This window comes from Kitasatospora indigofera (assembly GCF_014655955.1).
Classification (GTDB): Bacteria; Actinomycetota; Actinomycetes; order Streptomycetales; family Streptomycetaceae; genus Kitasatospora; species Kitasatospora indigofera.
On sequence record NZ_BNBO01000001.1, the window covers coordinates 160671 to 180440 of the forward strand.

19 protein-coding genes are annotated in these 19770 nt (G+C 72.9%); 8 read left to right on the forward strand and 11 right to left on the reverse strand.

What is annotated here, in order from left to right:
- Positions 1 to 224 precede the first annotated feature (224 nt).
- Complete coding sequence (locus IE329_RS00700; RefSeq protein WP_190208744.1) at positions 225 to 1856, forward strand: DHA2 family efflux MFS transporter permease subunit; 1632 nt, start codon at positions 225 to 227, stop codon at positions 1854 to 1856.
- A 339-nt stretch (positions 1857 to 2195) separates the two neighbouring features.
- Here the strand turns inward: IE329_RS00700 and IE329_RS00705 are convergent, their stop codons facing one another.
- From IE329_RS00705 to IE329_RS00740, 8 genes are all read right to left on the reverse strand, one after another.
- On the reverse strand, positions 2196 to 2984 hold the full coding sequence (locus IE329_RS00705) for an alpha/beta hydrolase family protein (RefSeq protein WP_190208745.1): 789 nt from the start codon (positions 2982 to 2984) through the stop codon (positions 2196 to 2198).
- Positions 2985 to 3247: 263 nt separating this feature from the next.
- Positions 3248 to 4849 carry a sodium:solute symporter family transporter gene (locus IE329_RS00710; RefSeq protein ID WP_190208746.1) on the reverse strand — a complete coding sequence of 534 codons (1602 nt, stop codon included), beginning with the start codon at positions 4847 to 4849 and terminating at the stop codon, positions 3248 to 3250.
- On the reverse strand, positions 4846 to 5199 hold the full coding sequence (locus IE329_RS00715) for a DUF485 domain-containing protein (protein WP_190208747.1): 354 nt from the start codon (positions 5197 to 5199) through the stop codon (positions 4846 to 4848). Before IE329_RS00715 ends, IE329_RS00710 begins: the two co-directional genes overlap by 4 nt.
- Positions 5200 to 5349: 150 nt before the next feature.
- Complete coding sequence (locus IE329_RS00720) at positions 5350 to 6267, reverse strand: LysR family transcriptional regulator (protein WP_190208748.1); 918 nt, start codon at positions 6265 to 6267, stop codon at positions 5350 to 5352.
- 165 nt (positions 6268 to 6432) lie between these two features.
- Positions 6433 to 7218 carry an HpcH/HpaI aldolase family protein gene (locus IE329_RS00725; protein WP_190208749.1) on the reverse strand — a complete coding sequence of 262 codons (786 nt, stop codon included), beginning with the start codon at positions 7216 to 7218 and terminating at the stop codon, positions 6433 to 6435.
- Positions 7203 to 7988, reverse strand: a complete 786-nt coding sequence (locus IE329_RS00730; protein WP_190208750.1) for an FAA hydrolase family protein — start codon at positions 7986 to 7988, stop codon at positions 7203 to 7205. Before IE329_RS00730 ends, IE329_RS00725 begins: the two co-directional genes overlap by 16 nt.
- Entirely contained in the window at positions 7989 to 8684 is a 696-nt protein-coding gene (locus IE329_RS00735; RefSeq protein WP_190208751.1) for a GntR family transcriptional regulator, read from the reverse strand. It lies immediately after the preceding gene.
- On the reverse strand, positions 8681 to 10102 hold the full coding sequence (locus tag IE329_RS00740; protein WP_229927056.1) for a fumarylacetoacetate hydrolase family protein: 1422 nt from the start codon (positions 10100 to 10102) through the stop codon (positions 8681 to 8683). Before IE329_RS00740 ends, IE329_RS00735 begins: the two co-directional genes overlap by 4 nt.
- A 29-nt stretch (positions 10103 to 10131) precedes the next feature.
- Here IE329_RS00740 and IE329_RS00745 point away from each other — a divergent pair, with 29 nt between their 5' ends.
- Positions 10132 to 10791 (forward strand): GntR family transcriptional regulator, encoded by a 660-nt coding sequence (locus tag IE329_RS00745; RefSeq protein WP_190208752.1) that lies wholly within the window; start codon positions 10132 to 10134, stop codon positions 10789 to 10791.
- 13 nt (positions 10792 to 10804) lie between these two features.
- On the opposite strand, the gene IE329_RS00750 is transcribed toward IE329_RS00745, so the two are convergent.
- Together IE329_RS00750 and IE329_RS00755 are read right to left on the reverse strand one after the other, a co-directional pair.
- Positions 10805 to 12121 carry a DUF3500 domain-containing protein gene (locus IE329_RS00750; RefSeq protein WP_190208753.1) on the reverse strand — a complete coding sequence of 439 codons (1317 nt, stop codon included), beginning with the start codon at positions 12119 to 12121 and terminating at the stop codon, positions 10805 to 10807.
- A gap of 28 nt (positions 12122 to 12149) precedes the next feature.
- The gene (locus IE329_RS00755; RefSeq protein WP_190208754.1) at positions 12150 to 13199 is read right to left on the reverse strand and encodes an amidohydrolase family protein; all 1050 of its coding nucleotides are present in this window, start codon (positions 13197 to 13199) and stop codon (positions 12150 to 12152) included.
- Between the two features lie 283 nt (positions 13200 to 13482).
- Between IE329_RS00755 and IE329_RS00760 the strand changes: the two genes are divergently transcribed.
- From IE329_RS00760 to IE329_RS00785, 6 genes are all read left to right on the forward strand, one after another.
- Positions 13483 to 14223 (forward strand): dienelactone hydrolase family protein, encoded by a 741-nt coding sequence (locus IE329_RS00760; protein ID WP_190208755.1) that lies wholly within the window; start codon positions 13483 to 13485, stop codon positions 14221 to 14223.
- Positions 14224 to 14372: 149 nt separating this feature from the next.
- Positions 14373 to 15653, forward strand: a complete 1281-nt coding sequence (locus tag IE329_RS00765) for an FAD-dependent monooxygenase (protein WP_190208756.1) — start codon at positions 14373 to 14375, stop codon at positions 15651 to 15653.
- 109 nt (positions 15654 to 15762) lie between these two features.
- On the forward strand, positions 15763 to 16242 hold the full coding sequence (locus IE329_RS00770; protein ID WP_190208757.1) for a nuclear transport factor 2 family protein: 480 nt from the start codon (positions 15763 to 15765) through the stop codon (positions 16240 to 16242).
- 5 nt (positions 16243 to 16247) lie between these two features.
- Entirely contained in the window at positions 16248 to 17096 is an 849-nt protein-coding gene (locus tag IE329_RS00775; protein WP_190208758.1) for a fumarylacetoacetate hydrolase family protein, read from the forward strand.
- A gap of 3 nt (positions 17097 to 17099) precedes the next feature.
- A complete protein-coding gene (locus tag IE329_RS00780) occupies positions 17100 to 17522 on the forward strand; it encodes a RidA family protein (RefSeq protein ID WP_190208759.1) in 423 nt (140 codons plus the stop codon).
- A gap of 13 nt (positions 17523 to 17535) precedes the next feature.
- A complete protein-coding gene (locus tag IE329_RS00785) occupies positions 17536 to 18720 on the forward strand; it encodes a DUF3500 domain-containing protein (protein ID WP_190208760.1) in 1185 nt (394 codons plus the stop codon).
- 103 nt (positions 18721 to 18823) lie between these two features.
- Here the strand turns inward: IE329_RS00785 and IE329_RS00790 are convergent, their stop codons facing one another.
- Positions 18824 to 19765: an endonuclease/exonuclease/phosphatase family protein gene (locus IE329_RS00790; protein ID WP_229927057.1), complete on the reverse strand. Its 942-nt coding sequence runs from the start codon at positions 19763 to 19765 to the stop codon at positions 18824 to 18826.
- Positions 19766 to 19770: the final 5 nt, after the last annotated feature.

Genomic DNA, 19770 nt, shown 5'->3' on the forward strand with positions numbered 1-19770 from the left:
GACAGGTGGATCGTAGTCCCCGGGAAACCGCCCGCAAACCGCCGCTGCCTGCAGATTCGTTCAACTTATCTTGCGCTCCCGAGGTCATCCCAGCGGAGCCGTGCCGGGATACGGTGCCCGAGCCCCCACCCCGGATGGCTTGCGCACGCCGCAGCGGTCAGGCCTGTCCCTGCACTCCTGCAGCCGGCGCACTTCTCATTCCGCAACCATCGTTAGAGGTATCCATGCCTGCAACGGCTTCATCCGCCTCGTCGCGGCCCGCTCCCACGTCGAGCGCTGCCCGGAAGGCCGACGTGACCATCCTGTTGGCCTGTCTCGGTGTGTTCGCCGCCTACCTGCCGGTGGTCGGCGTCTCGGTGGCCCTGCCGGTCATCCAGCGGGCCCTGGACGCCTCCACCGTCGAACTCCAGTGGGTGACCGACGCGTTCATCCTGCCGACGGCGGCGCTGCTGCTGACCTGCGGCGTGCTCGGCGAGCGGTACGGCCGGAAGAAGGTCTACACGGCGGGCCTGACCCTCTTCTGCCTCGGCTCCCTGGTGTGCCTGCTGGCGCCGAACGTCGCCCTCGTCTGCGTCGGCCAGGCGCTCACCGGTGTCGGGGCCGCGGCGCTGCTGCCCGCGACGCTGGCCCTGATCAACCACGTCTGCCCGGACCACGGCCGGCGGGCCCGTGCGATCGCCCTGTGGACCGCCTCCCTCGGGCTCGGCCTGACCCTCGGGCCCGTCATCAACGGCGTGATCGTCGAGCACCTCAGCTGGCGCTGGATCTTCCTCCCCGCACTGGTCATCGGGGCGGTCGTCGCGGTCGTCGGCATCTTCCTCCTGGAGGAGACCGGGGCCTCGCGCACCCGCCACCTGGACGTGCCCGGACAGCTCCTCGCCGTCGTCGCCATCACCGGACTGGTGTACGGGGTCATCGAGGGCGGCAGCGCCGGCTGGACCACGCCGAAGGCCCTCGTCGCGTTCGTGGTGGCCGCCGCCGGATTCCTCGCCTTCGTCCTGGTGGAACTGCGCTCGCCCGCCCCGATGCTGGACATGCGCCTGTTCGCCTCCCGGGGCTTCTCCGGCGCCGCGTTCATCATGGCGGCCACCCTCTTCGCGCAGGTCGGCCTCGTCTTCGCGGTGAGCGAGTACTTCGGGCTGGTCCACCACGCCTCGACCCTCGACATCGGGCTGCGCCTGCTGGCCCTCAACGGCATCACCGTGCTGGTGGGCCCCTTCGTCGGCCGGCTGATGAACCGCACCAGCCCCGGCCTGGTCCTGATCACGGGGCTCGTCGTCGGTGGCGTCGGGGCGCTCGGCGTGTGCCTCTTCCACGCGTCGACCGACACGACGACCGCGGCGCTGCTGATCGCCGTCCTGGGCACCGGCATAGCCCTGGCGATCGCCCCGATCACCACCATCGCGATGAACAGCGTCCCGCGTGAACTCGCCGGTACGGCGGGCGCGGCGAACAGCGCGCTCCGTCAGATCGGCAGCGCACTCGGCCCCGCCGTCTTCGGCGCCGTCCTCACCGACCGCACGCTGGCCGCCCTGCCCGGGCACCTCGCCGCGTCCGGGCTGAACCCCGCCGCCCAGGGCAAGGTGGAGGGCCTGGTCTCGCACGTGGGCATCCAGGCGGGCGCCTTCCTGCGGCTCGACACCCCCGCGGCGACCGGACAGGCGATGTCGGCCTACGGCGCCAGCTTCACGGACGCCCTGCACGTGTGCGCCCTGATCAGCGGTTTCGGCCTGCTGGTCGCGGCGGGGGTCGGTCTGGTCCTGATCGGTGTCCGTCGGCAGGCCCCCCAGCAGGTGGCGGCCGCGTCCGTGCCCGCGCAGGCCGCGGTGCCGGTCGCGGTGGCCGACGAGAGCTGACGGCCCGGTACGGCCGCCGGGCAGGGCCGACGAGCTGACGGCCCCGCCCGGCGGCCGCACCTCGTCCGGGAACCCTCCGGCCACCGCGGTGTTCGGGCCGCCGGCCGCGGCTGCGACGACCGGACTCAGCAGTAGAGCGCCGAGGCCGTCCGGTGGGCCGGGGACGCCTACGACGGCCACGGGCCCGGCCGCGCCGGTGGCGGTCAGGTGGCGGTCGGTGGGGAGAGACCGGACGTGGCTCGCGCGGGCGGGCCCGGGCCTCTGGCCGGACCGGGGGTTTCGAGGGCAGGACGAAACCCCCGGTCCGGCCCTGACGGTCGGACGGCGGGGGTTTCGCGGTCAGCGGTGGGTGGGCCGGACCGGTTCGGGCGGGTCGGCGAGGGCGCGGTGGAAGAAGGCCGCCACCGCCGCGGCGGTGTCGTCGGGGCCGGGGCGGTTCTCGGTGTCGGCGAGCAGGACGGAGGCGCGCCCGCCGGCGGCGCTCACCACCTGCACGAAGCGGATGCCGTGTTCGGCGGGGAGCTCCGGGTCGTCCAACGGGTGGACCACGAGCAGCGGCACGTCGTTCCCGGTGGCCAGCGCGATCTCGCTGACCTGGTGCAGGACTTCGGCGTCGGGGTGGCGGCGCGGGGCGGTGCGCGAGCGGCGGTGGGCCGGGCCGGGGGAGAGGTCCGCGCCCCAGGAACCGCCGATGCCGGCCACCGCCTGGACGCGGGAGCGGAGGTCGGCCGTCCCGTAGGCGGTGAGGGCCGCGAGACAGGCGCCGTCACCGGAGCCGAAGAGGCCGATCCGGTCGGTGGCCGGGCCGGTCGTGGTGCTGCCGCTGCGCAGCAGCCGTACGAGGGCGCGAATCGTCTGCAGGGCGTCGTGTCGGTGTGCCGGGGCGGGTTCGCGGACGGCGGCCACGGCCAGGCCGTGCGCGGCCAGCATCGGTGCCCAGCGTCCGGCGGTCTCGGCCAGGGCCGCCGGGTGTGCGTGCCGGGAGACGTCGATGACGAGGGGGAGCCGCGGTCCGGCCGCGGTGGGCAGGTGGAGGTCGACGACGGGTGCGGGACGGTGGTTGATGAGGGCGTTCCGTTCGACCCGGGTGCGGGGCGGTGGCCGGTCGGCGTCGGCAGGGTTGTTCAAGGTCGGTTCCTCGTCCGGGTGTTCCGGGATGGGCGGGCGGCGGCCGCGGAGGGGCGTGCGGGAACGGTGCTGCCCCGCCCCGAGCGGACGGGGCAGGGCGAGGGCGACCTCACGACGGAAACCTCGACGGCCGGCTTGAGGGAGTGCCGCCCTCCGCCCTCCGCCCTCCGCCCGCCGCGCGGCGGGCGGAGGGCGGCGGACGGTCGGTGGGCCTGCGGAGTGGGCGAGCCCGGGGACCGGGCCCGGGGGAGCGCGTGCTCGGGCTATCGGGCCCCGGTGAGCATGGTGGTCTCCGCCCGGCGGGCGGCGGTGCGCTCGGCGGGCGTGCCCGGCCGGAGGCGGCTGCCGGCCCAGCCGAGGAGGAATCCGACGGGCACGGTCACCAGGGCGATGTTCCGCAGCGGGAACCAGTGGAAGTCGGCGCCGGGGAGGAGCGAGTACGGCTGCCCCGAGACGGTCGGCCCGAAGACCTGCAGCAGCAGGCAGCAGGTCAGCGAACCGTAGAGGGTCCACAGCAGCCCCGTCCGGGAGAAGCCCCGCCAGAAGAGCGTGTACACCAGGGCCGGCAGGATCACCGACGCGGCCGCCGCGGTGGCGAAGGACGCCAGGAAGAGGACGCTCCATCCGTGCAGCAGGACCGCCGCCAGGACGCTGACCACGCCGAGCACGACGATGGCCCACTGCGCGACGGCGAGTTCCCGTCCGTCGGTGGCGTCGCCGCGGCGCAGGGCCCCGGCGTAGACGTCGTGGGACAGGGCGGCGGCGCCGGCCAGGGTGAGCCCCGCCACGGAGGCGAGCGAGGTCACGAACACCGCGCAGGCGACGGCGGTGAACAGGATCCGGCCGCTCGTCCCGTGGGCGAGGGCGTTGGTGAGGAGGAGCAGGGCGGAGTTGCCCTGCGGGTCGTCGGCGGTGATCGCGCGGGCGCCGACCCCGGCGGCCGCCGCCAGCCCGAGCAGCACGATCGCGCCGTAGTAGAGGGTGATCATGACGGTCGCCCGGCTCGCGGCACGCCGTGCGGAGCGGCCGTTCACGGAGGCGCCGACGCGCATGAGGAGGGGTGGCAGGACGGCCGAGCCGACCGCCAGGGTGAGGCAGAGCGAGAACTGGTCGAGGGTGCCCGTCGTGGTGTCGCCGAAGCGCAGGCCAGGGGCGTGGAAGAGACGGGGCCCGCCCGCTCCGGCGGCCGCGTGCGCCAACAGCTCGGTGAGGGTCCGGTGCTGCCCGGCGGTGGCGGTGACGGCCACGGCGGTGACCACACCGAGGACGAGCAGTGCCTTGCCGGCCTGGATCGTGCTGGTCCCGCGCATGCCGCCGAACGCCGAGAAGGTGACGATCAGCAGTCCGCCGAGCACCGTGCAGGCCAGGGCGGTGCCCGGGGTCCGGGACCCCAGGACGTACGCGGTGGCCTCGCCGGCGACCGTCAGCTGGACGACCGTCAGCGGGACGCACACCGCGACCGTCGTCACCGCGCCGGCGATCCGCGCCGCCCGGCTGCTGGTGCGGGTGGCCAGGACCGACCCGAGGGTGAAGCGGCCGGTGTTCCGCAGCGGTTCCGCCAGGACGAGGAGGACGACCATGGCCGCGCTCGCGCTGGTGGCCGCCGCCATGCCGTCGTAGCCGCTCAGGGCGACCGTGCCGATCGGGCTGAGCAGGGCGGTCGCGGGAATGAGGTCCCCGCAGAGGGCGAGGGCGTTGCGCGTCGTGGGCAGGGAGCGTTCGGCCGCGTAGAAGTCGGCGACCTTGTCGTTGGCCACGCCGGCGATCAGGCAGAGCATGAAGCACAGGCTGATGACGAGGAGGAATCCGGTCAGCGGTGTGATCAGCGCGGAACCGCCGGCGGCGAGGACGGTGTGGTCGTTCACGGTCTCGCCGGTCCGGGGCCGTGCTGCCGGGTGGCGGAGACCATGGCGTCGACGTGCCGGTCGCAGCGGGCGGCGCAGGCGCGGTCGTAGCCGACGGCGGAGACCAGCATGGTGGCCGCCTGGCCGCCGAGGAGCAGCATCCCGAGGGTGCACCCGCTGAGCAGCGGGGTCGCCATGCTCTGCTTCGCGGTGTGGGCGAGGAGGAACACCGCGAGCGCCGTGACCCCGTTGACCGCCAGCAGCCGGCGTCGCAGGCGGCGCGCGGTGCGGCGCAGGGGCTCGTGCGCGGGGTGGCCGTGCAGGTCGGTGCCGGGTGGCGGGTCCTGCCGTGCGGGTTCGAACAGGGACATCGGGACTCCTGGTCTTCGGTGCGCGGGGGAGACGGGCGGGGCCCGTGGCGAGGCGAGGGCCGCCCGGGCAGGCGGTGGCCGCGGGTGGGGTCGCCCGGCGGGGCTGCCGGGACTGCCGGGGCGGGCGGGCCGCCGCGGGGCGCGGCGGTCTCAGCCGACCGCCCCGTAGCGTTCGGCGTCGGACTCGGCGAACCACGTGGTGAGGAATTCGAGGAAGATGCTGACCTTGCGGGGAACGGCGTCCCCGGGGCCGTAGATCGCGTTCAGCGGCCGCTCGGGAACACCGAACTGCGGGAGCACCGGGCGCAGCCGTCCCGACAACAGGTCGTCGTTCACGGCCATCTGGGGCAGCAACGCCACGCCCCGGCCGCAGGCCGCGGCCTTGCGCAGCGCGATGTAGGAGTTGGAGGAGTACACGACGTTGCGGATCCTCAGCTGGGTGGCGGCGCGGCCCCGGCCGAGCCTCCAGTGGGGCTCGTCGGTGTGGACGACGCAGCCGTGGCCGGCGATGTCGTCGGGGTGGGCCGGCGCCCCGTGCCGCGAGACGTAGTCCGGCGAGGCGCACAGCACGAAGGGGAGCGTGGCGATCTTCTTCAACCGGACGCTGGAGTCCCGCAGGTCCCGTGCGTGCAGGGCGACGTCGAAGCCGCTGTCGAGGAAGTCGTGGGTCCGGTCGGACAGTCCGCCCAGCTCGAACCGCACGGAGATCCGGGGGTGGGCGATGGAGAAGGCGGCCATCGCGTCACCGAGATCGAGGCTGCCCAGCCATTTGGGGGCGATGACGCTGAGGACACCCTCCGCCCGGTCGTGGAGGTGGGAGATGCTGGCGTACTCCGCCTCGATCTCCTTGAGGATGCGGTCGGCGAACTCGGCGTACCGCATGCCGGGCTCGGTGAGGCTGATCGACCGTGCGGTGCGGTTGACCAGCCGGACGCCGAGCTCCCGTTCCAGCTCCGCGACGTGACGGGAGACGAGCGAGCCCGAGAAGTTGAGCACCTTCGCGGCGCCGCTGAAGCTGCCGATCCTCGCGACAGTGACGAAACTCTGCATGAGGGACATGCGGTCCATTCGGCTCTCCTCCCGTCGTTCACGGCGGATTGTCAGAGGGTTCTGTGGGTGGGCGGGACACCGGGGGCCCGCCGTTCTCGCGATGGGGCGATCAGGCCGGGCGGTCTGGTGGTCTGGCGGTGGGTCGGGCGGTGAGGTCGGACGGTGCGAATCAGGCGGCGGGAGTCAGGCGGCGCCGCCGGCGGTGAAGCGTGCGGCGAAGGATTCCGACGCACGGGCGAGGACGGTGACGTCGGCGCCGACGAGGAGGAACGACGCGCCCGCCTCGACGTAGGCGTCGGCGACCGCCGGGTCGAAGGCGTTGACGCCGACGGGGACACCGGCCGCGCGGACGTCGGCGATCGCGCTCCGCACCGCGGCCGTCACCTCGGGGTGGTTCGGCTGCCCGAGCAGGCCCATCGACGCGGCCAGGTCGGAGGGTCCGACGAAGACCCCGTCGACGCCGTCGACCGCGGCGATGTCGCCCGCGGCCGCCACCGCCTCGGCGGTCTCGACCTGCACCAGGACGGACACGTGGGCGGCCGCCCCGGTCAGGTAGTCCTCGATCCGGTTCCACCGGGCGGACCGGGACAGTGCCGACCCCACGCCCCGCCGCCCCAGCGGCGGGTAGTGGGCGGCGGCGACCACCTCGCGCGCCTGGGCCGCCGAGTTCACCATCGGCACCAGGATCGTGCGGGCCCCGAGGTCGAGGACCTGCTTGACGACCACGGGGTCGTCGCCGGGGACCCGCACCACGGCCTCGACCGGGTAGGCCGCGACCGCCTGCAGCTGCGCCAGCACCGACTCCAGCCCGTTGGGGGCGTGCTCCATGTCGATGAGCAGCCAGTCCAGCCCGCCGCCCGCGCAGATCTCGGCGACCAGGGCGCTGCCGCTGCACACCCACATGCCGGCCAGGGGCCGGGCGGCCGACGCCAGGCGGTCACGGAGCGTCGAAGTCAGCTGAATCGGCATGACACCGTTCCCATGGGTCCGTAGTCGCAGAGGACGACGTCGCCCTTTGACACCCACATGGGCCGGGTGAAGGAGCCGGCGAGGACGAGCTCCCCGGCCTCCAGCCGCCCGCCGTGCTGGTGCAGCTTGTTGGCGAGCCAGGCGACCCCGCGGGCCGGGTGGTCGAGCACCGCGGCCGCGACGCCGCTCTCCTCGACGGTCTCGTTGCGGTACAGCAGGGCGGAGATCCACCGCAGGTCGACGGCGTCCGGACGGACGGGGTTGCCGCCGACCACAACCGCGCCGTACGCCGCGTTGTCGGCGATGGTGTCGACGATCGTGCGTCCCTCCAGTTCGATGTGGGAGTTCAGGACCTCCAGCGCCGGCAGCACGCACCTGGTGGCGTCGAGCACGTCGACCAGGGTGCAGTGCGGACCCTCCAGGGGAGCGTCGAGCAGGAACGCCAGCTCGACCTCGACCCGTACGTTGGAGAACTCGCCGAAGTCGATGACCGCGCCGGTGTCCCGCACGGTGTCCTCGAAGATGACGCCGTAGTCGGGTTCGGTGATGCCGGTGGCGGACTGCATGGCCTTGGAGGTCAGGCCGATCTTCCGGCCGGTCAGGCGGCGGCCCGCCGCGAGCTGTTCGTCGCGCCAGGCGCTCTGGACGGCGTAGGAGTCCTCCACCGTCGCCTCCGGGTGCCGGGCGGTGATCCTGGGCACCACGGTTCGCAGCCGGTGGGCCTCGGACAGCTCGGCGGCCAGTGCGGTGATGGTCTGGGGCGGCAGCATTCACGCTCCTTCGGGGAGGGAGAGGTCACAGTGGTTCAGGCCCGGGTGGCGGGCGGCCAGGTCGGCGGTGACGGAGGCGGCGCGGTGCCGGCGGGCGGCCCGTTCGATGTCCTCGGGCAGCGCGCCGCCCTCGATGAGGTCGATCAGCGCCTCGTGTTCCAGCACCGCCTCGGCCGCCCGGCCCGGCGCGATGCCGGAGGCGGATCCGCGCAGGTGCCCCAGCCGGACCCACTCGGCCCGGATGATGTCGAGCAGCCGCGGGTTGGGGCACCTCGCGTACAGGGTGCCGTGCAGGGCCTGGTTGATCTCCCGGAAGACCCGGGGGTCCAGATCGGGCAGGCCGCGGCGCACCACGTCGTTGAGCTGGCGTGCCCGGGCGATGTCGTCCGGCGTCAGGAAGGGAGCGGCCAGCGCCGTCGCCGCGCTCTCCAGCATGCTGATCGCCTGCATCGTGAAGCGGTACCGGGCGCCGTCCACGTGGGCCACGTGCGCGCCGACGTTCCGTTCGAAGGTCACCAGGCCTTCGGCGGTGAGCGCGCGGACGGCCTCGCGGACCGGGACGACGCTCATCGACAGCTCGCCCGCCAGCGAGCTGAGCACCAGGCGGTAGCCCGGGCTGAAGACGCCGGTGGCGATGCGTTCGCGGATCCACCGGTAGGCCACCTGCGACTTGCTCTCCCCGGCGGTCGTGCTCACGTCCGGCCCTCCCGCCGCGCGTACCGGGCCCGCCACTCGGCGTTCATCGGGAACAGTCCGTCCACCGGATGGCCGGCCCTGACCTGCTCGGCGACCCAGGCGTCCTCCTCCTCCTGGGCGAGGGCGGCGTCGGTGACCTCCTCGGCGAGGGCCGCCGGGACGACCAGGACCCCGTCCGAGTCGGCGACGATCACGTCGCCGGGCTGGACGGTGGCGCCGCCGCAGGCGATCGTCAGGTCGTGGTCCCAGGGGACGTGCTTGCGGCCCAGGACCGCCGGGTGGCGCCCGGCGCTGAAGACCGGGATGCCGACGGCCGCGACCGCGTCGGCGTCGCGCACCCCGCCGTCGGTGACGATGCCCGCGGCTCCGCGGGCGTGCGCGCGCAGGGCCAGGACGTCGCCGAGGGTCGCCGCGCCGGTCTCGCCCCGCGCCTCGATGACGAGCACCTCGCCCTCGGCCACGGTGTCGAAGGTCCGCTTCTGGGCGTTGTGGCCGCCGCCGTGCGCGGCGAAGAGGTCCTCGCGGTTGGGGACGAAGCGGAGCGTGCGGGCCGTCCCGACGATCCTGCTGCCGGGCGTCAGCGGGTGCAGGCCGTCGATGGACACGTGGTCGAGCCCCCGCTTGCGCAGCTGCGCCGACAGGCCGGCCACCGGAGTGCGCAGGAGCTTCGCGCGCAGCCCGGGGCTCAGGGCACCGGGCCGGGCGGGCGGCGCCGGCAGCGCCCCGAGGGAGGCGTCGAAGGGCACCCGGCCGGGGACCACGGTGGTCCGCAGGCGCCCCGAGCTGGGCGTCGTCGGCGCGGTCGGGGCGTCCACCTCCACTTCCACGACGTCGCCGGGGGCCAGCGTCCGGGGGCCGGCGGGGGTGCCGGTGAGGATGACGTCGCCGGGTTCGAGGGTCAGGTGCTGGGAGAGGTCCGCGACGATCTGGGCCAGGGGGAAGAGCAGGCCCGCGGTGGTGTCCTCCTGGACGAGCTCGCCGTTGACCCAGGTGCGGACGCGCAGGGCGGCGGGGTCGAGCGTGCCGGCGTCGATCAGCCGGGGGCCGAGCGGCGTGAAGCCGTCACCGCCCTTCGAGCGCAGGTGGGAGCCGTGGTCCTGGGCCCGCAGCTCCGCGACGCCGAGGTCGTTGGCCGCGGACACCCAGCCCACGTGGCTCCACGCCTCCTCGCGGCCGACCCGCCTGGCCGTGCTGCCGATGACCAGGGCCACCTCGCCCTCGCAGGTCAGCCGCTCGGTGCCGGCCGGGCGCTCCACCTCACCGCCGGAGGCCGCCACCGAACTGGACGGCTTGAGGAAGTACGAGGGGTGGGCGGGCCGGCTGCCGCTCTCGGCGGCGCGCGAGGCGTAGCTCGCGTGGACGGCGATGATCTTTCCCGGGCGCCGCATCTCGGGGGCTTCCGCCCTCCTGACGATCACCGTGTGCTCCTATCAGTAGAATTTGCCGCATGCAGACCAAAGCCGAGCAGGCCTTCCAGATCCTCAAAGAGCGGATCATGGACGGTACGTACGGGCCTGGCCACCGCCTGGTCATCGATCAGCTGGTGCGCACGTACCAGATCAGCTCGGTGCCCTGGCGTGAGTCCCTGCGCCGGCTGGAGGCGGAGGGCTGGGTGGAGATGGTCCCCAACGTCGGTGCGCTGGTCCGTACGTTCGACACGGACGCGTGGCAGAAGGGGCTCAGCCTGCTGGCCCGCATCGGCGGGTACGCCACGGCCCTGTCGGCGCCCCGGCTGACCGAGGAGGACCTGGAGACCGCGCGCTCGCTGAACCGGCAGATGGGCGAGGCGCTGGCCGCCTTCGACCCGGCCCGGTTCGGCCGTCTCAACCGCGAGTTCCACGAGCTGCTCGCGTCGCGTGCCGGTGACGACCGGCTGGTCGGCATGGTCCACAACGAGTGGGCGAGGCTAGAGGTGATCCGCAAGTCGGCCTTCTGGTACGCGCCGGGCCGGGCGGAGGCCTCGCTGGCCGAGCACGACGACCTCATCCGGCTGATCGAGTCCGCCGCCGACGCCGAGGCCATCGAGACCGCCGCCCGGCAGCACGAGCTGCGGACCGTCGAGGCCGTGACCCGGCACGAGGCGGGGCTCCACCGCGACCCGGTCTGACGCGGGCCACCGGTCACCCCGTCCGCTCGTGCCAGCGGGCGATCAGTGCACGGCCGTAGTCGTTGCCGTTCGGGTGGCGCAGGGTGGTGTGCACGTGGAAGCGGGCCGGCAGCCGGTTGCTCAGCCAGACGCCCGCGTGGTGGTCGAGTTCGGCGACGATCACCGGGCTCTGGATGCGCAGGTAGCAGGGCTGGGAGCCGTCGGTGGCGCCGTACCAGGCGAACCAGGTGTCGTCCCGGTGGGCGTCGAACAGCGCCAGCGTCGCCTCCCGTTGCGGTTCCTTGAGCAGGACCAGGAAGTCCGCGACCACCGTGCGCAGCAGCGTGCGCTGCCGGTCGGTGAGATCGCGGGCGCGGATGCCCTCGTGGGGGATCACCCGGTTGTCCCGGAAGGCGCCGGCGACGTGGCGTTCGTCGGCCGGGTGCAGCCGGCCCTCGGGCATCGCGGGGTCGAGCACGGACTCGTAGACGACCGCCCGCGCCCGCTGTTCGGCGTCGAGCGAGCCGACGAGTTCGAGCGCGGCGGCCTCGCGCGCGGCGAACAGTGGCGGGTGCTGCTCCGTCAGGGCGGGTTCGCCTCCGAGGAAGACCGGCGCGATGACGTGCCGGCCGCCGACGGAGACGAAGTTGACGGCCACGTGGTGCCCGAAGAGCTGCCAGCCCCAGGGGGCCAGCGGGTCGGGGGTTCCGAAGAGCGAGAACCAGTAGCTGCGGTCGTTCATCACCGTCGGCAGGCCGACGAGTTCGCCGAGGACGGCGTTCAGCGTCATGGCCCCGGTCACCCGCCGGTAGCCCTCGGGGCTCAGCGAGGCGCGCACGACCCCGAGGATCGCCGTCACCTTCTCGTCGGGGAGGGTCTCCAGGCGCAGGCCCACCCGGTGGACGACGAACTCCGGATTGCTCCAGGCCCGCCACTGACGGGCCGTCAGCGGGTGGCGGAGGGCCAGCAGTTCGTCCTCGGTGAGGACGGCCAGCAGCCGCTCCGCCGCCCGCTGCGGGGCGGGGTCGACGTCCGGGTGCTCCGGCAGGTCGTAGAGGCCCGGGCGGACCGTCCCGTCGGACGTGACGCCGGTGAACGGCTCGTCGTACAGGGCCTGCCAGGAGCCGAGGAGTTCCTGGAGGAAGGGCGCCCGCCGGCGGTCCCGGGAGAACTCCTCGTAGTCCATGCCACGGACGCCGGCGAGCTTCGGGTCGTCGAGGTCGATGAGGAAGTGGGTGTAGCTGTCGGCCGGCAGCTCGACCGCCTCCCGTCGTGCGGCGACGCGAGCGGTGGAGAAGAAGCCGTCGATGTCCTGATCGGCCCTGGCGTCCCGGCCGGCATCGTGGCTCATGGGTGTCTCCCTTGGTCGTCGGCGCGGGTTAGATCGGGAGCCGGAAGAGGCGCTTGGCGTTGCCCGACAGCACCTGCTCGCGCTCCTCGTCGGTGATCTCGACGGTGTTCTTGAGGAAGTCCACGCCCTGGCTCATCCAGCCGTAGAAGACCGGGAACGAGGAGCCGAACATGTAGTGGTCGGCGCCGTTGACCTTGAGCGCGCACTCGACCTGGTCCTTGCCCCAGGAGTGCGGGTGGGTCAGGTCGAAGAAGATGTTGTTCTCCAGGTAGCTCTGGATCTTGTCGCCGCCGGTCGGGTCGAGCCGGTCGATGGCCTCCTTCTTGTTCGACTTGTGCGGCGTCATCAGCGCGGTGTTGGCGAACCAGTTGCCGCCGAGCATGGTGTGGACGAAGCGCAGGCCGGGCATCCGGTCGAACATGCCGCTGAACAGCTCGCGGCCGACCGCGGTGGCCTGGTCGGTGATGCGGCCGAACTCCCGGCGCAGGTTGGTGTAGTCGATGATCGAGCGCCACTCCACCGGCAGCGGGGTGTGGTGCACGATGACCGGGATGTCGAGCTTCTCGATGACCTTCAGGTAGGGCTCGAACACCGGGTCGTCCAGGTAGATCTGCCCGTAGTGACAGGCGAGTTGCACGCCCACCACGCCGAGGTCCTTGACGCAGCGCTCCAGCTCGTAGATGTTCTCCTTGCCGCCCCACGGCGGAACGGTGGCGGTGGCGAACAGCCGGCCGCCCGACCGCTTGACGATCTCGTGGGCGTTGTCGTTGACCTCCCGGCAGGTCTCCAGGCCGAGCCACTCCTGCCAGACCGGCACGCGCATGATGCCGTAGTCGACGCCGGCCTCGTCCATGGCCGCGAGCTTGGCCTCGGCGCTGTAGTCGCCGTCGACGTAGTTGAGGTTCTGGAAGCCGGCCGGCTTCTCCAGGATCAGTTGCTTGCGGCCGTCCTCCAGGTCGGCGACCCGGGCGATCTCGCCGAAGCCGCGCGGGGCGCTGTCGAGGAAGCCGTTGAGGATCTTGGGGTTGGAGAACAGGTCCTCAGGCAGGTGGTGGATGTTGATGTCTACCACGGTCATGGGGGGACACCTCTCGTCGTACGTGGGGGTTTCGGTGGCTTCTGACGACCCTGCGCCCACCGTCTCGCCGGTGGCGCCCGGCCGCATCCGGCCGAGATCATGTGCGATATCAGATACGAACGCTAGCCGAGCCCTGCCGCCAGCGCAACAGATTTCATAATTGAAATCATACACGATCTCGTTTATGGTCCCCTGTACGGCGACGCCCCCGGTGCTGGGAACGCCGTCCGCCCCCACGCCCCCGTTCGCGTGGGGGAGCCGTCGAGAGAGGACGTTTGTGCAGATGAGGGACGTGATCGCACGCGACATCGAGTACTGGGACGATGGCACCCGCCTGCTCGGCCACGTGTGCGCGCCGACCGGTGAGCGCGCCGGGACGACCGTGCTCCTGCTCCCCGACGCCCACGGGGTGACCAGGCACATGATCGGCATCGCCCGGAGCCTGGCCGAGGAGGGACACGCCGTCTTCGTCGCGGACCTCTGGGGCAACGGGCTGCTGCCCGCCGGCCAGGCCGAGTTCGGCCCGCTGATCGGGGCCATGGCCGCCGACCGCGAGCGCTGGCACCGCAGAGTGGGCGCGGCCCACCAGGCCCTCCTGGCGCAGCCGGAGACCACGACCACGAGCGTGGCGCTCCTCGGCTACTGCTTCGGCGGCTCCTCCGCCCTGGAGTACCTGCGCGGGGGCGCCGGCATCGCGGGTGTCGTCAGCGTCCACGGGGGCCTGGACGTCGTCGGGTCCGACTGGTCCGAGGCCGGTCGGGCACCGGTGCTGCTCTGCACCGGCGACGGCGACCCGATGGCCACCGCCGCGATGCGCACCGCCCTCACCTCCGGGATGACCGCGGCCGGCCTCGACTGGCAGCTGCACGTGTACGGCGGGACCGTCCACGGCTTCACCTCCCCGACGGCGAAGGACTCCCCGCGGCCGGACGTGGTCGCCTACAGCGCCCGCGGCACCGCCCGGGCCTGGAGCACCACCCTGCGGTTCCTGCGGGAGACCGACGCCCCCCAGCCCGGCGCCTGACCTCCCGGCCACCGGTGCCGGCCACCGGTGCCGGCCACCGGACCGGCCCTCGCACCACCCCCGCCGCATCACCCCCGCACCACCTGCCGCACCACCCTGAACCCGCCGTACCGCCCGGCACCCGCCGCATCACCCACCCGAGGACCCACATGACCGACAACCCGCTCGACATCGCGATCATCGGCGCCGGCCCGGCAGGCCTGGCCGCCGCGCTGCGCCTGCACCAGCGCGGCTTCCGGCCCCGCATCTACGAGACCGTCCCCGAGCTCAAGCCGCTCGGCGTCGGCATCGACGTCAAGGTGTACGGCACCAAGGAGCTGGAGGAGCTGGGCCTGCTCGAAGAGTTCCGGGCCATCTCCGTCGACGCCCAGGAGTCGATCTTCTACAACAAGTACGGCCAGGAGATCTACGCCGAACTGTGCGGCGTGCACATGGGCTACCTGCACGAGCAGCGCTTCGTCCACCGCGGCCGCCTCCAGATGCTGCTCCACCGCACCGTGCTGGAGCGGCTCGGCGCCGACGCCGTCGTCCTGGGGCTGCGCTGTACCGGCTACACCAACCACGACGACCGGGTGACCCTCGACCTGGAGGACCTGGACGGCAACGCCTCGCAGGTGACGGCCGACCTCGCGATCGCCGCGGACGGCATCAACTCCGCCGTCCGCCGGCAGATGCACCCGGACCACTCGGGGCCGGTCTACTCCGGCATCACCATGTGGCGCGGCACCACCCTGATGGAGCCCTTCGGCAGCGGCGGCACCATCCTGCACATCGGCGCGCCGCAGACCTCCAGCATGATCGTCTACCCGATCGCCGACGACTACGAGGGCACCGGGAAGGTGCTCGTCAACTGGGTGGTCGAAGCCACCCGGGACGAGTCCGTCGAGGACTGGAACCAGCTCGGCACCGTCGACCAGATCATGCCCTACTACGACCAGTGCGACATCGTGCACCTGGACGTCCAGGAGATGCTGCGCAACGCCCGCGAGGTCTACCTCTTCCCGCTCATCCGCCACGAACCGCTCGACACCTGGACCGACGGCCGCGTCCTGCTGATCGGCGACGCCGCGCACGCCATGTACCCCCGGGGCGGCAACGGCGCCTGCCAGGCCATCGTCGACGGCGGGGCGCTGGCCGAGAAGCTCGCCACCCTCCCGGACGTGCCCACCGCCCTGAAGGCCTTCGAGGAGCAGCGCCTCCGGGCCGTCAACGGCATCGTCATGGCCCACCGCGGCGAGGGCTACGAGGTGATCCGCCGGATGGTCGAGGAACGGACCGGCGGCGAGCGGTTCGCCGACATCGAGGACGTGCTCCCGCTTGCCGAGGCCGACGCCATCTTCAGCCGGTACCACGCGCTGGTCGGACAGCCCCGCCCCGGCCACGAGGCCGGCGACACCACGGGCTTCCGCACCGAGCACGCCGACCGCTGACCCCGGCCGGCTGCCGGCCCGCCGCCGTCATCGGCGGGCCGGCCGCCACCGGCCGGCCACCCTGGCCACGTGCCGCCATCACCCGACCCCACGGACCCGAAGGACGACCATGAGCACCCACCGACCACCCGCCGTCGTGTACGCCGACGACCGGACCCGCGCCGAGATCCTCGCGGTGGAGGAACGGCGCCGCACCGCCCTCCTCACCGTCGACGTCCCCGCCCTGGACGCCCTCCTCGACGACTCCCTCGTCCACACCCACGCGCCGGGAGTGACCCACGACAAGGCCCAGCTCCTGGAGCACGTGGCCACCCGGCAGGCGTACCTCGACATCACCCGCGGCCCCCTGACCGTCCGCCTGATCGGCGACGTCGCGATCATGACCGGCCGCATCCTCAACCGGCTCGACAGCCCCGACGGGACCGAACGGGTCATCCGTGGCCAGGTCATCCAGGTGCTGCGCCGCTGCGAGGACGGCGCCTGGCGCTTCGTCAGTTTCCAGATGACCCCGGACGGCGAGCACGTCTGGCCGGCCACCGACGCGGAGAAGGCCTCCCTGGCGGACACGACGATCGAGCAGAAGGGCTGACCGGCATGAGACTCGCACGGTTCCACCCCGCGGACGGCACCGTCCGCCTCGGCCGCGTCGACGGCGAACTGATCACCGACATCACGCGGGAGACCGGGCCCTCGCTGCGCGACATCCTGCCCGGCCTGCCCGCACGTCGGCAGCGGATCGCGGCTGTGGACGGCCCCAGGCACCACCTGTCCGAGGTCACCCTCCTCGCTCCGGTCGACGCCCCCCAGAAGTACCTGGGCATCGGCATGAACTACCGCGAGCACGCCGAGGAGGCGCGTCAGGCGGGCATCCCCATTCCCACGAACCAGATGTGGTTCAACAAGCAGGTGTCCTGCATCGTCGGACCGAACGCCGACGTGGTGAAGCCGGACATCTCCGACGAGCTCGACTACGAGATCGAACTCGGCGTCGTCATCGGGCAGCGCTGCAAGAACGTCACCGCCGAGAACGCTCCCTCGGTGATCGCCGGCTACCTCGTGGCCAACGACTTCTCCGTCCGCGACTGGCTGCAGAAGCGCTCGCCCACCTTCACCCTCGGCAAGTCCTTCGACACCCACGGCCCGATCGGCCCCTGGCTCACCACGGCCGACGAGGTTCCCGACCCGCTCGCGCTGCAGATGACCCTGAGCGTGAACGGGGAGGTGCGCCAGGACTGGCCGACCAGCGACATGATCTACGACATCTACGACCAGATCGCCTACCTGTCGCAGGTCTTCACCCTGATGCCCGGCGACATCCTCGCCACCGGCACGCCGTCCGGAATCGGCGCGCCGACCAGGAACTTCCTGCGGCCCGGCGACGTGGTGCGCGCCGAGATCGAGGGCCTCGGCGCCCTGGAGAACCGCATCGTCGCGGAGGGCTGAGCCGTGTCCGAGCGGGCCAGCGTCGAGCTGCCAGGATTCGAGCACGCCAATCCGATCCCCGCGGCCAGCCGGATCGGCCCCTTTCTGGCATCGGGCGCCATCACCGGCCGCAACCCCCTGACCCGCACCATGCCGCCGACGCTGGAACAGCAGTGTGCCAACGTGTTCATCCACGTGCGCGCCCTCATGGCGGCCGTGGGCGGCAGCACCGACCACATCCTGAAGATGACCTTCCACCTGACCGATCCCGGCGACCGTGAAGCGCTCAACCACGAGTGGCTGGCCATGTTCCCGGACCCGGCGCGCCGCCCCGCCCGGCAGGCCGTCGCCGCGCGACTCGACGGCGCGGCGCGGATCCACTGCGACCTCCTCGCCGTGCTTCCGGAGACGACCCCCTCGTACGAACCATCGGACCCGGCCGCCTGACGCAGGAGGACTCATGCCGCAGCACCCTTCCAGGAACTACGAAGCGCCCGGCGCGATCAAGCGGATGCTCTTCTCCGCCTGGGCGCTCCTGGACTCGCTCACCCCGGACCTCCGGGCCCGGATGCACATCCCCGAGATGAGCGATCCCCGGCGCCTCGACTGGGACTTCATCCCCAAGCCCGACCGCACCGGCGTCCCGCTGAGCAAACTCCACGGCCATCAGCGGACCTTGGCCCACACGCTGCTGAAGACCGGGCTCAGCATGCGCGGTTACAGCCAGGTGCTCGCCGTGATGGCCACCGAGAACATCCTCCGGGAACTCGACGTCATCGAGCGTGAGTTCGGCGTCTTCGCGGGCGACTTCCGCAGCCCGGACGCCTACTGGCTCACCGTCTTCGGACGCCCGGGCTTCGAGGACACCTGGGGGTGGCGCGTCATCGGCCACCACCTGTCCGTCAGCTTCACCGTCGTCGCCCAGCGGTACCTGACCGTCACCCCGCTCGCGATGGGCGCGATGCCGATCCCCGCCGGAGTCCTCGACCCGCTGGGCGAACACGGCCGGATGGCCTTCGACTTCCTGCACGGACTCTCCCCGGACCTGCGGGCCCGGGCCGTCGTCCACGACGTCGCGCCCGCGGACTTCGTGACCCGCCAGGTGCCCCGGGTCGGCGCCGAGGAATGGCCGGACCCGGTCGACCTCGGCATCGTCGGCTACACCACCACCGACGAGGACCGCCGCAAGCTCCGCTTCACCAGGGAGGCGCCCTCGGGCATCAACGGCGCCGACCTCACCGGCGCCCAACTGGCGGCCGTCCGGGAGCTGTTGCTGCGCTACGTCGAGACCGGGCCGGAGGAGCTCACCGCCCGGTACCGCGAGGACGTGCTCCGCGAGCACCCGTCCGAGCTGCACTTCGCCTGGGCCGGCGGCACCGGGCCGGACACCGCGCACTACTACCGGATCTCGACCTCCGGCCTGCTGGTGGAGGCGGACAACGCGGTCGCCGCGGGACAGCACGTGCACACCGTCTGGCGCGACCTGGACAACGACCTCGGGCACGACCTCCTGCTGGACCACTACGCCCGGCACGGCCCGAACGGCGAGCACCTCGGCCGTCGGCTGACGTCCAACCGCGCCGAACCCACGGGCCCGCTCCGGACGGCGGCCTGGTACCCGCCGCAGGCCTACCTGAAGCACTGACCCGCCGCCGCCCCCGCTCACAGCCCCGGTACGCCCTTGTGCACGGCGCGCCGCGAGCCCCGCCGGTACCGTCGACTCCGGTACCGGCGCGCGCCCGTACGGCCTACAGCGGCAGTTCGACGGTCAGCGGGCGGTGGTCCGAGACCGGCATCCGGGGCGCCCGCCCCGACTCCGGCCGGTGCGACCCGAGCCCGGTCGCGAGGATGTGGTCGAGCTGCAGCAGGGGGCGGTGGGCCGGGAAGGTCCGGGCCCGGGCCAGGCCGCGCCAGCCGGACCGGTCCTGCCGGAACCTCGACGGCGAGAGCAGGCCGGCCGCGCCGAGCGTGGCCGCGGGAATCGCGCCGAAGAGATTGAAGTCGCCCAGCAGGACGTGCGGCCGGGGCAGGTCGGCGATCCAGCCGTGCACCGCGAGCAGCTGCCGGACGTTCACCCCCGGGACGAACGAGAGGTGCAGCGCCACCGCCGTGAACGGGCCGCGCCGCCCCTCCAGCACGGCGGCCAGCGCCGCGCGCGGATGGTCCCGGATCACCGTGAGGCCCGTCCGTCCGGCCACCCGCAGCGGCAGGGCGACGGGTGGTGCGGCGAACCGTCGGGCCCGCCAGTCCAGGACCGGCAGTCTGGACAGCAGCGCGATGCCGTGCGAGGGCACCGTTCCGTCATGCCCCGCGCCCCGCGGGCCGTACACCCGCAGCCCCGGCTCGGACCGGTCGGTCACCCAGCGCCGTCCCGGCACGGACCGGGCGTGGAACGCCGAGGCGTAGCGCCAGTCCGTGGCGCCGGTCGCCTCGGCGATCGCGCGGGCCTGGTCGATCCGGCCCGACCGCTCCTGGAGGCGGTCGAGCTCCTGCAGCGCCACCACGTCGGCGTCCAGGGAGGCGACGGCGTCGATGAGGGGCTGCACGGTGGCCACGTCCGTGGCGCTGCCGGAGGCCGTCGCGGTGTCGGTGTCGGTGCCGGCCGTGGCCGACGGGCGGCCCTCGTCCGGGATCCGCCGTCCGTGCAGGACGTTGAAGGTCGCTAGGCGCAGCAGCGCGGGGCCGGTCACGGTCT

Excerpts from the sequence above, each read along its gene's own strand:
- IE329_RS00700 (WP_190208744.1), top strand. The coding sequence starts at position 225 with ATGCCTGCAACGGCTTCATCCGCCTCGTCGCGGCCCGCTCCCACGTCG.
- IE329_RS00715 (WP_190208747.1), bottom strand. The coding sequence starts at position 5,199 with ATGTCCCTGTTCGAACCCGCACGGCAGGACCCGCCACCCGGCACCGAC.
- IE329_RS00720 (WP_190208748.1), bottom strand. The coding sequence starts at position 6,267 with ATGGACCGCATGTCCCTCATGCAGAGTTTCGTCACTGTCGCGAGGATC.
- IE329_RS00725 (WP_190208749.1), bottom strand. The coding sequence starts at position 7,218 with ATGCCGATTCAGCTGACTTCGACGCTCCGTGACCGCCTGGCGTCGGCC.
- IE329_RS00730 (WP_190208750.1), bottom strand. The coding sequence starts at position 7,988 with ATGCTGCCGCCCCAGACCATCACCGCACTGGCCGCCGAGCTGTCCGAG.
- IE329_RS00745 (WP_190208752.1), top strand. The coding sequence starts at position 10,132 with ATGCAGACCAAAGCCGAGCAGGCCTTCCAGATCCTCAAAGAGCGGATC.
- IE329_RS00750 (WP_190208753.1), bottom strand. The coding sequence starts at position 12,121 with ATGAGCCACGATGCCGGCCGGGACGCCAGGGCCGATCAGGACATCGAC.
- IE329_RS00755 (WP_190208754.1), bottom strand. The coding sequence starts at position 13,199 with ATGACCGTGGTAGACATCAACATCCACCACCTGCCTGAGGACCTGTTC.
- IE329_RS00760 (WP_190208755.1), top strand. The coding sequence starts at position 13,483 with ATGAGGGACGTGATCGCACGCGACATCGAGTACTGGGACGATGGCACC.
- IE329_RS00765 (WP_190208756.1), top strand. The coding sequence starts at position 14,373 with ATGACCGACAACCCGCTCGACATCGCGATCATCGGCGCCGGCCCGGCA.
- IE329_RS00770 (WP_190208757.1), top strand. The coding sequence starts at position 15,763 with ATGAGCACCCACCGACCACCCGCCGTCGTGTACGCCGACGACCGGACC.
- IE329_RS00775 (WP_190208758.1), top strand. The coding sequence starts at position 16,248 with ATGAGACTCGCACGGTTCCACCCCGCGGACGGCACCGTCCGCCTCGGC.
- IE329_RS00785 (WP_190208760.1), top strand. The coding sequence starts at position 17,536 with ATGCCGCAGCACCCTTCCAGGAACTACGAAGCGCCCGGCGCGATCAAG.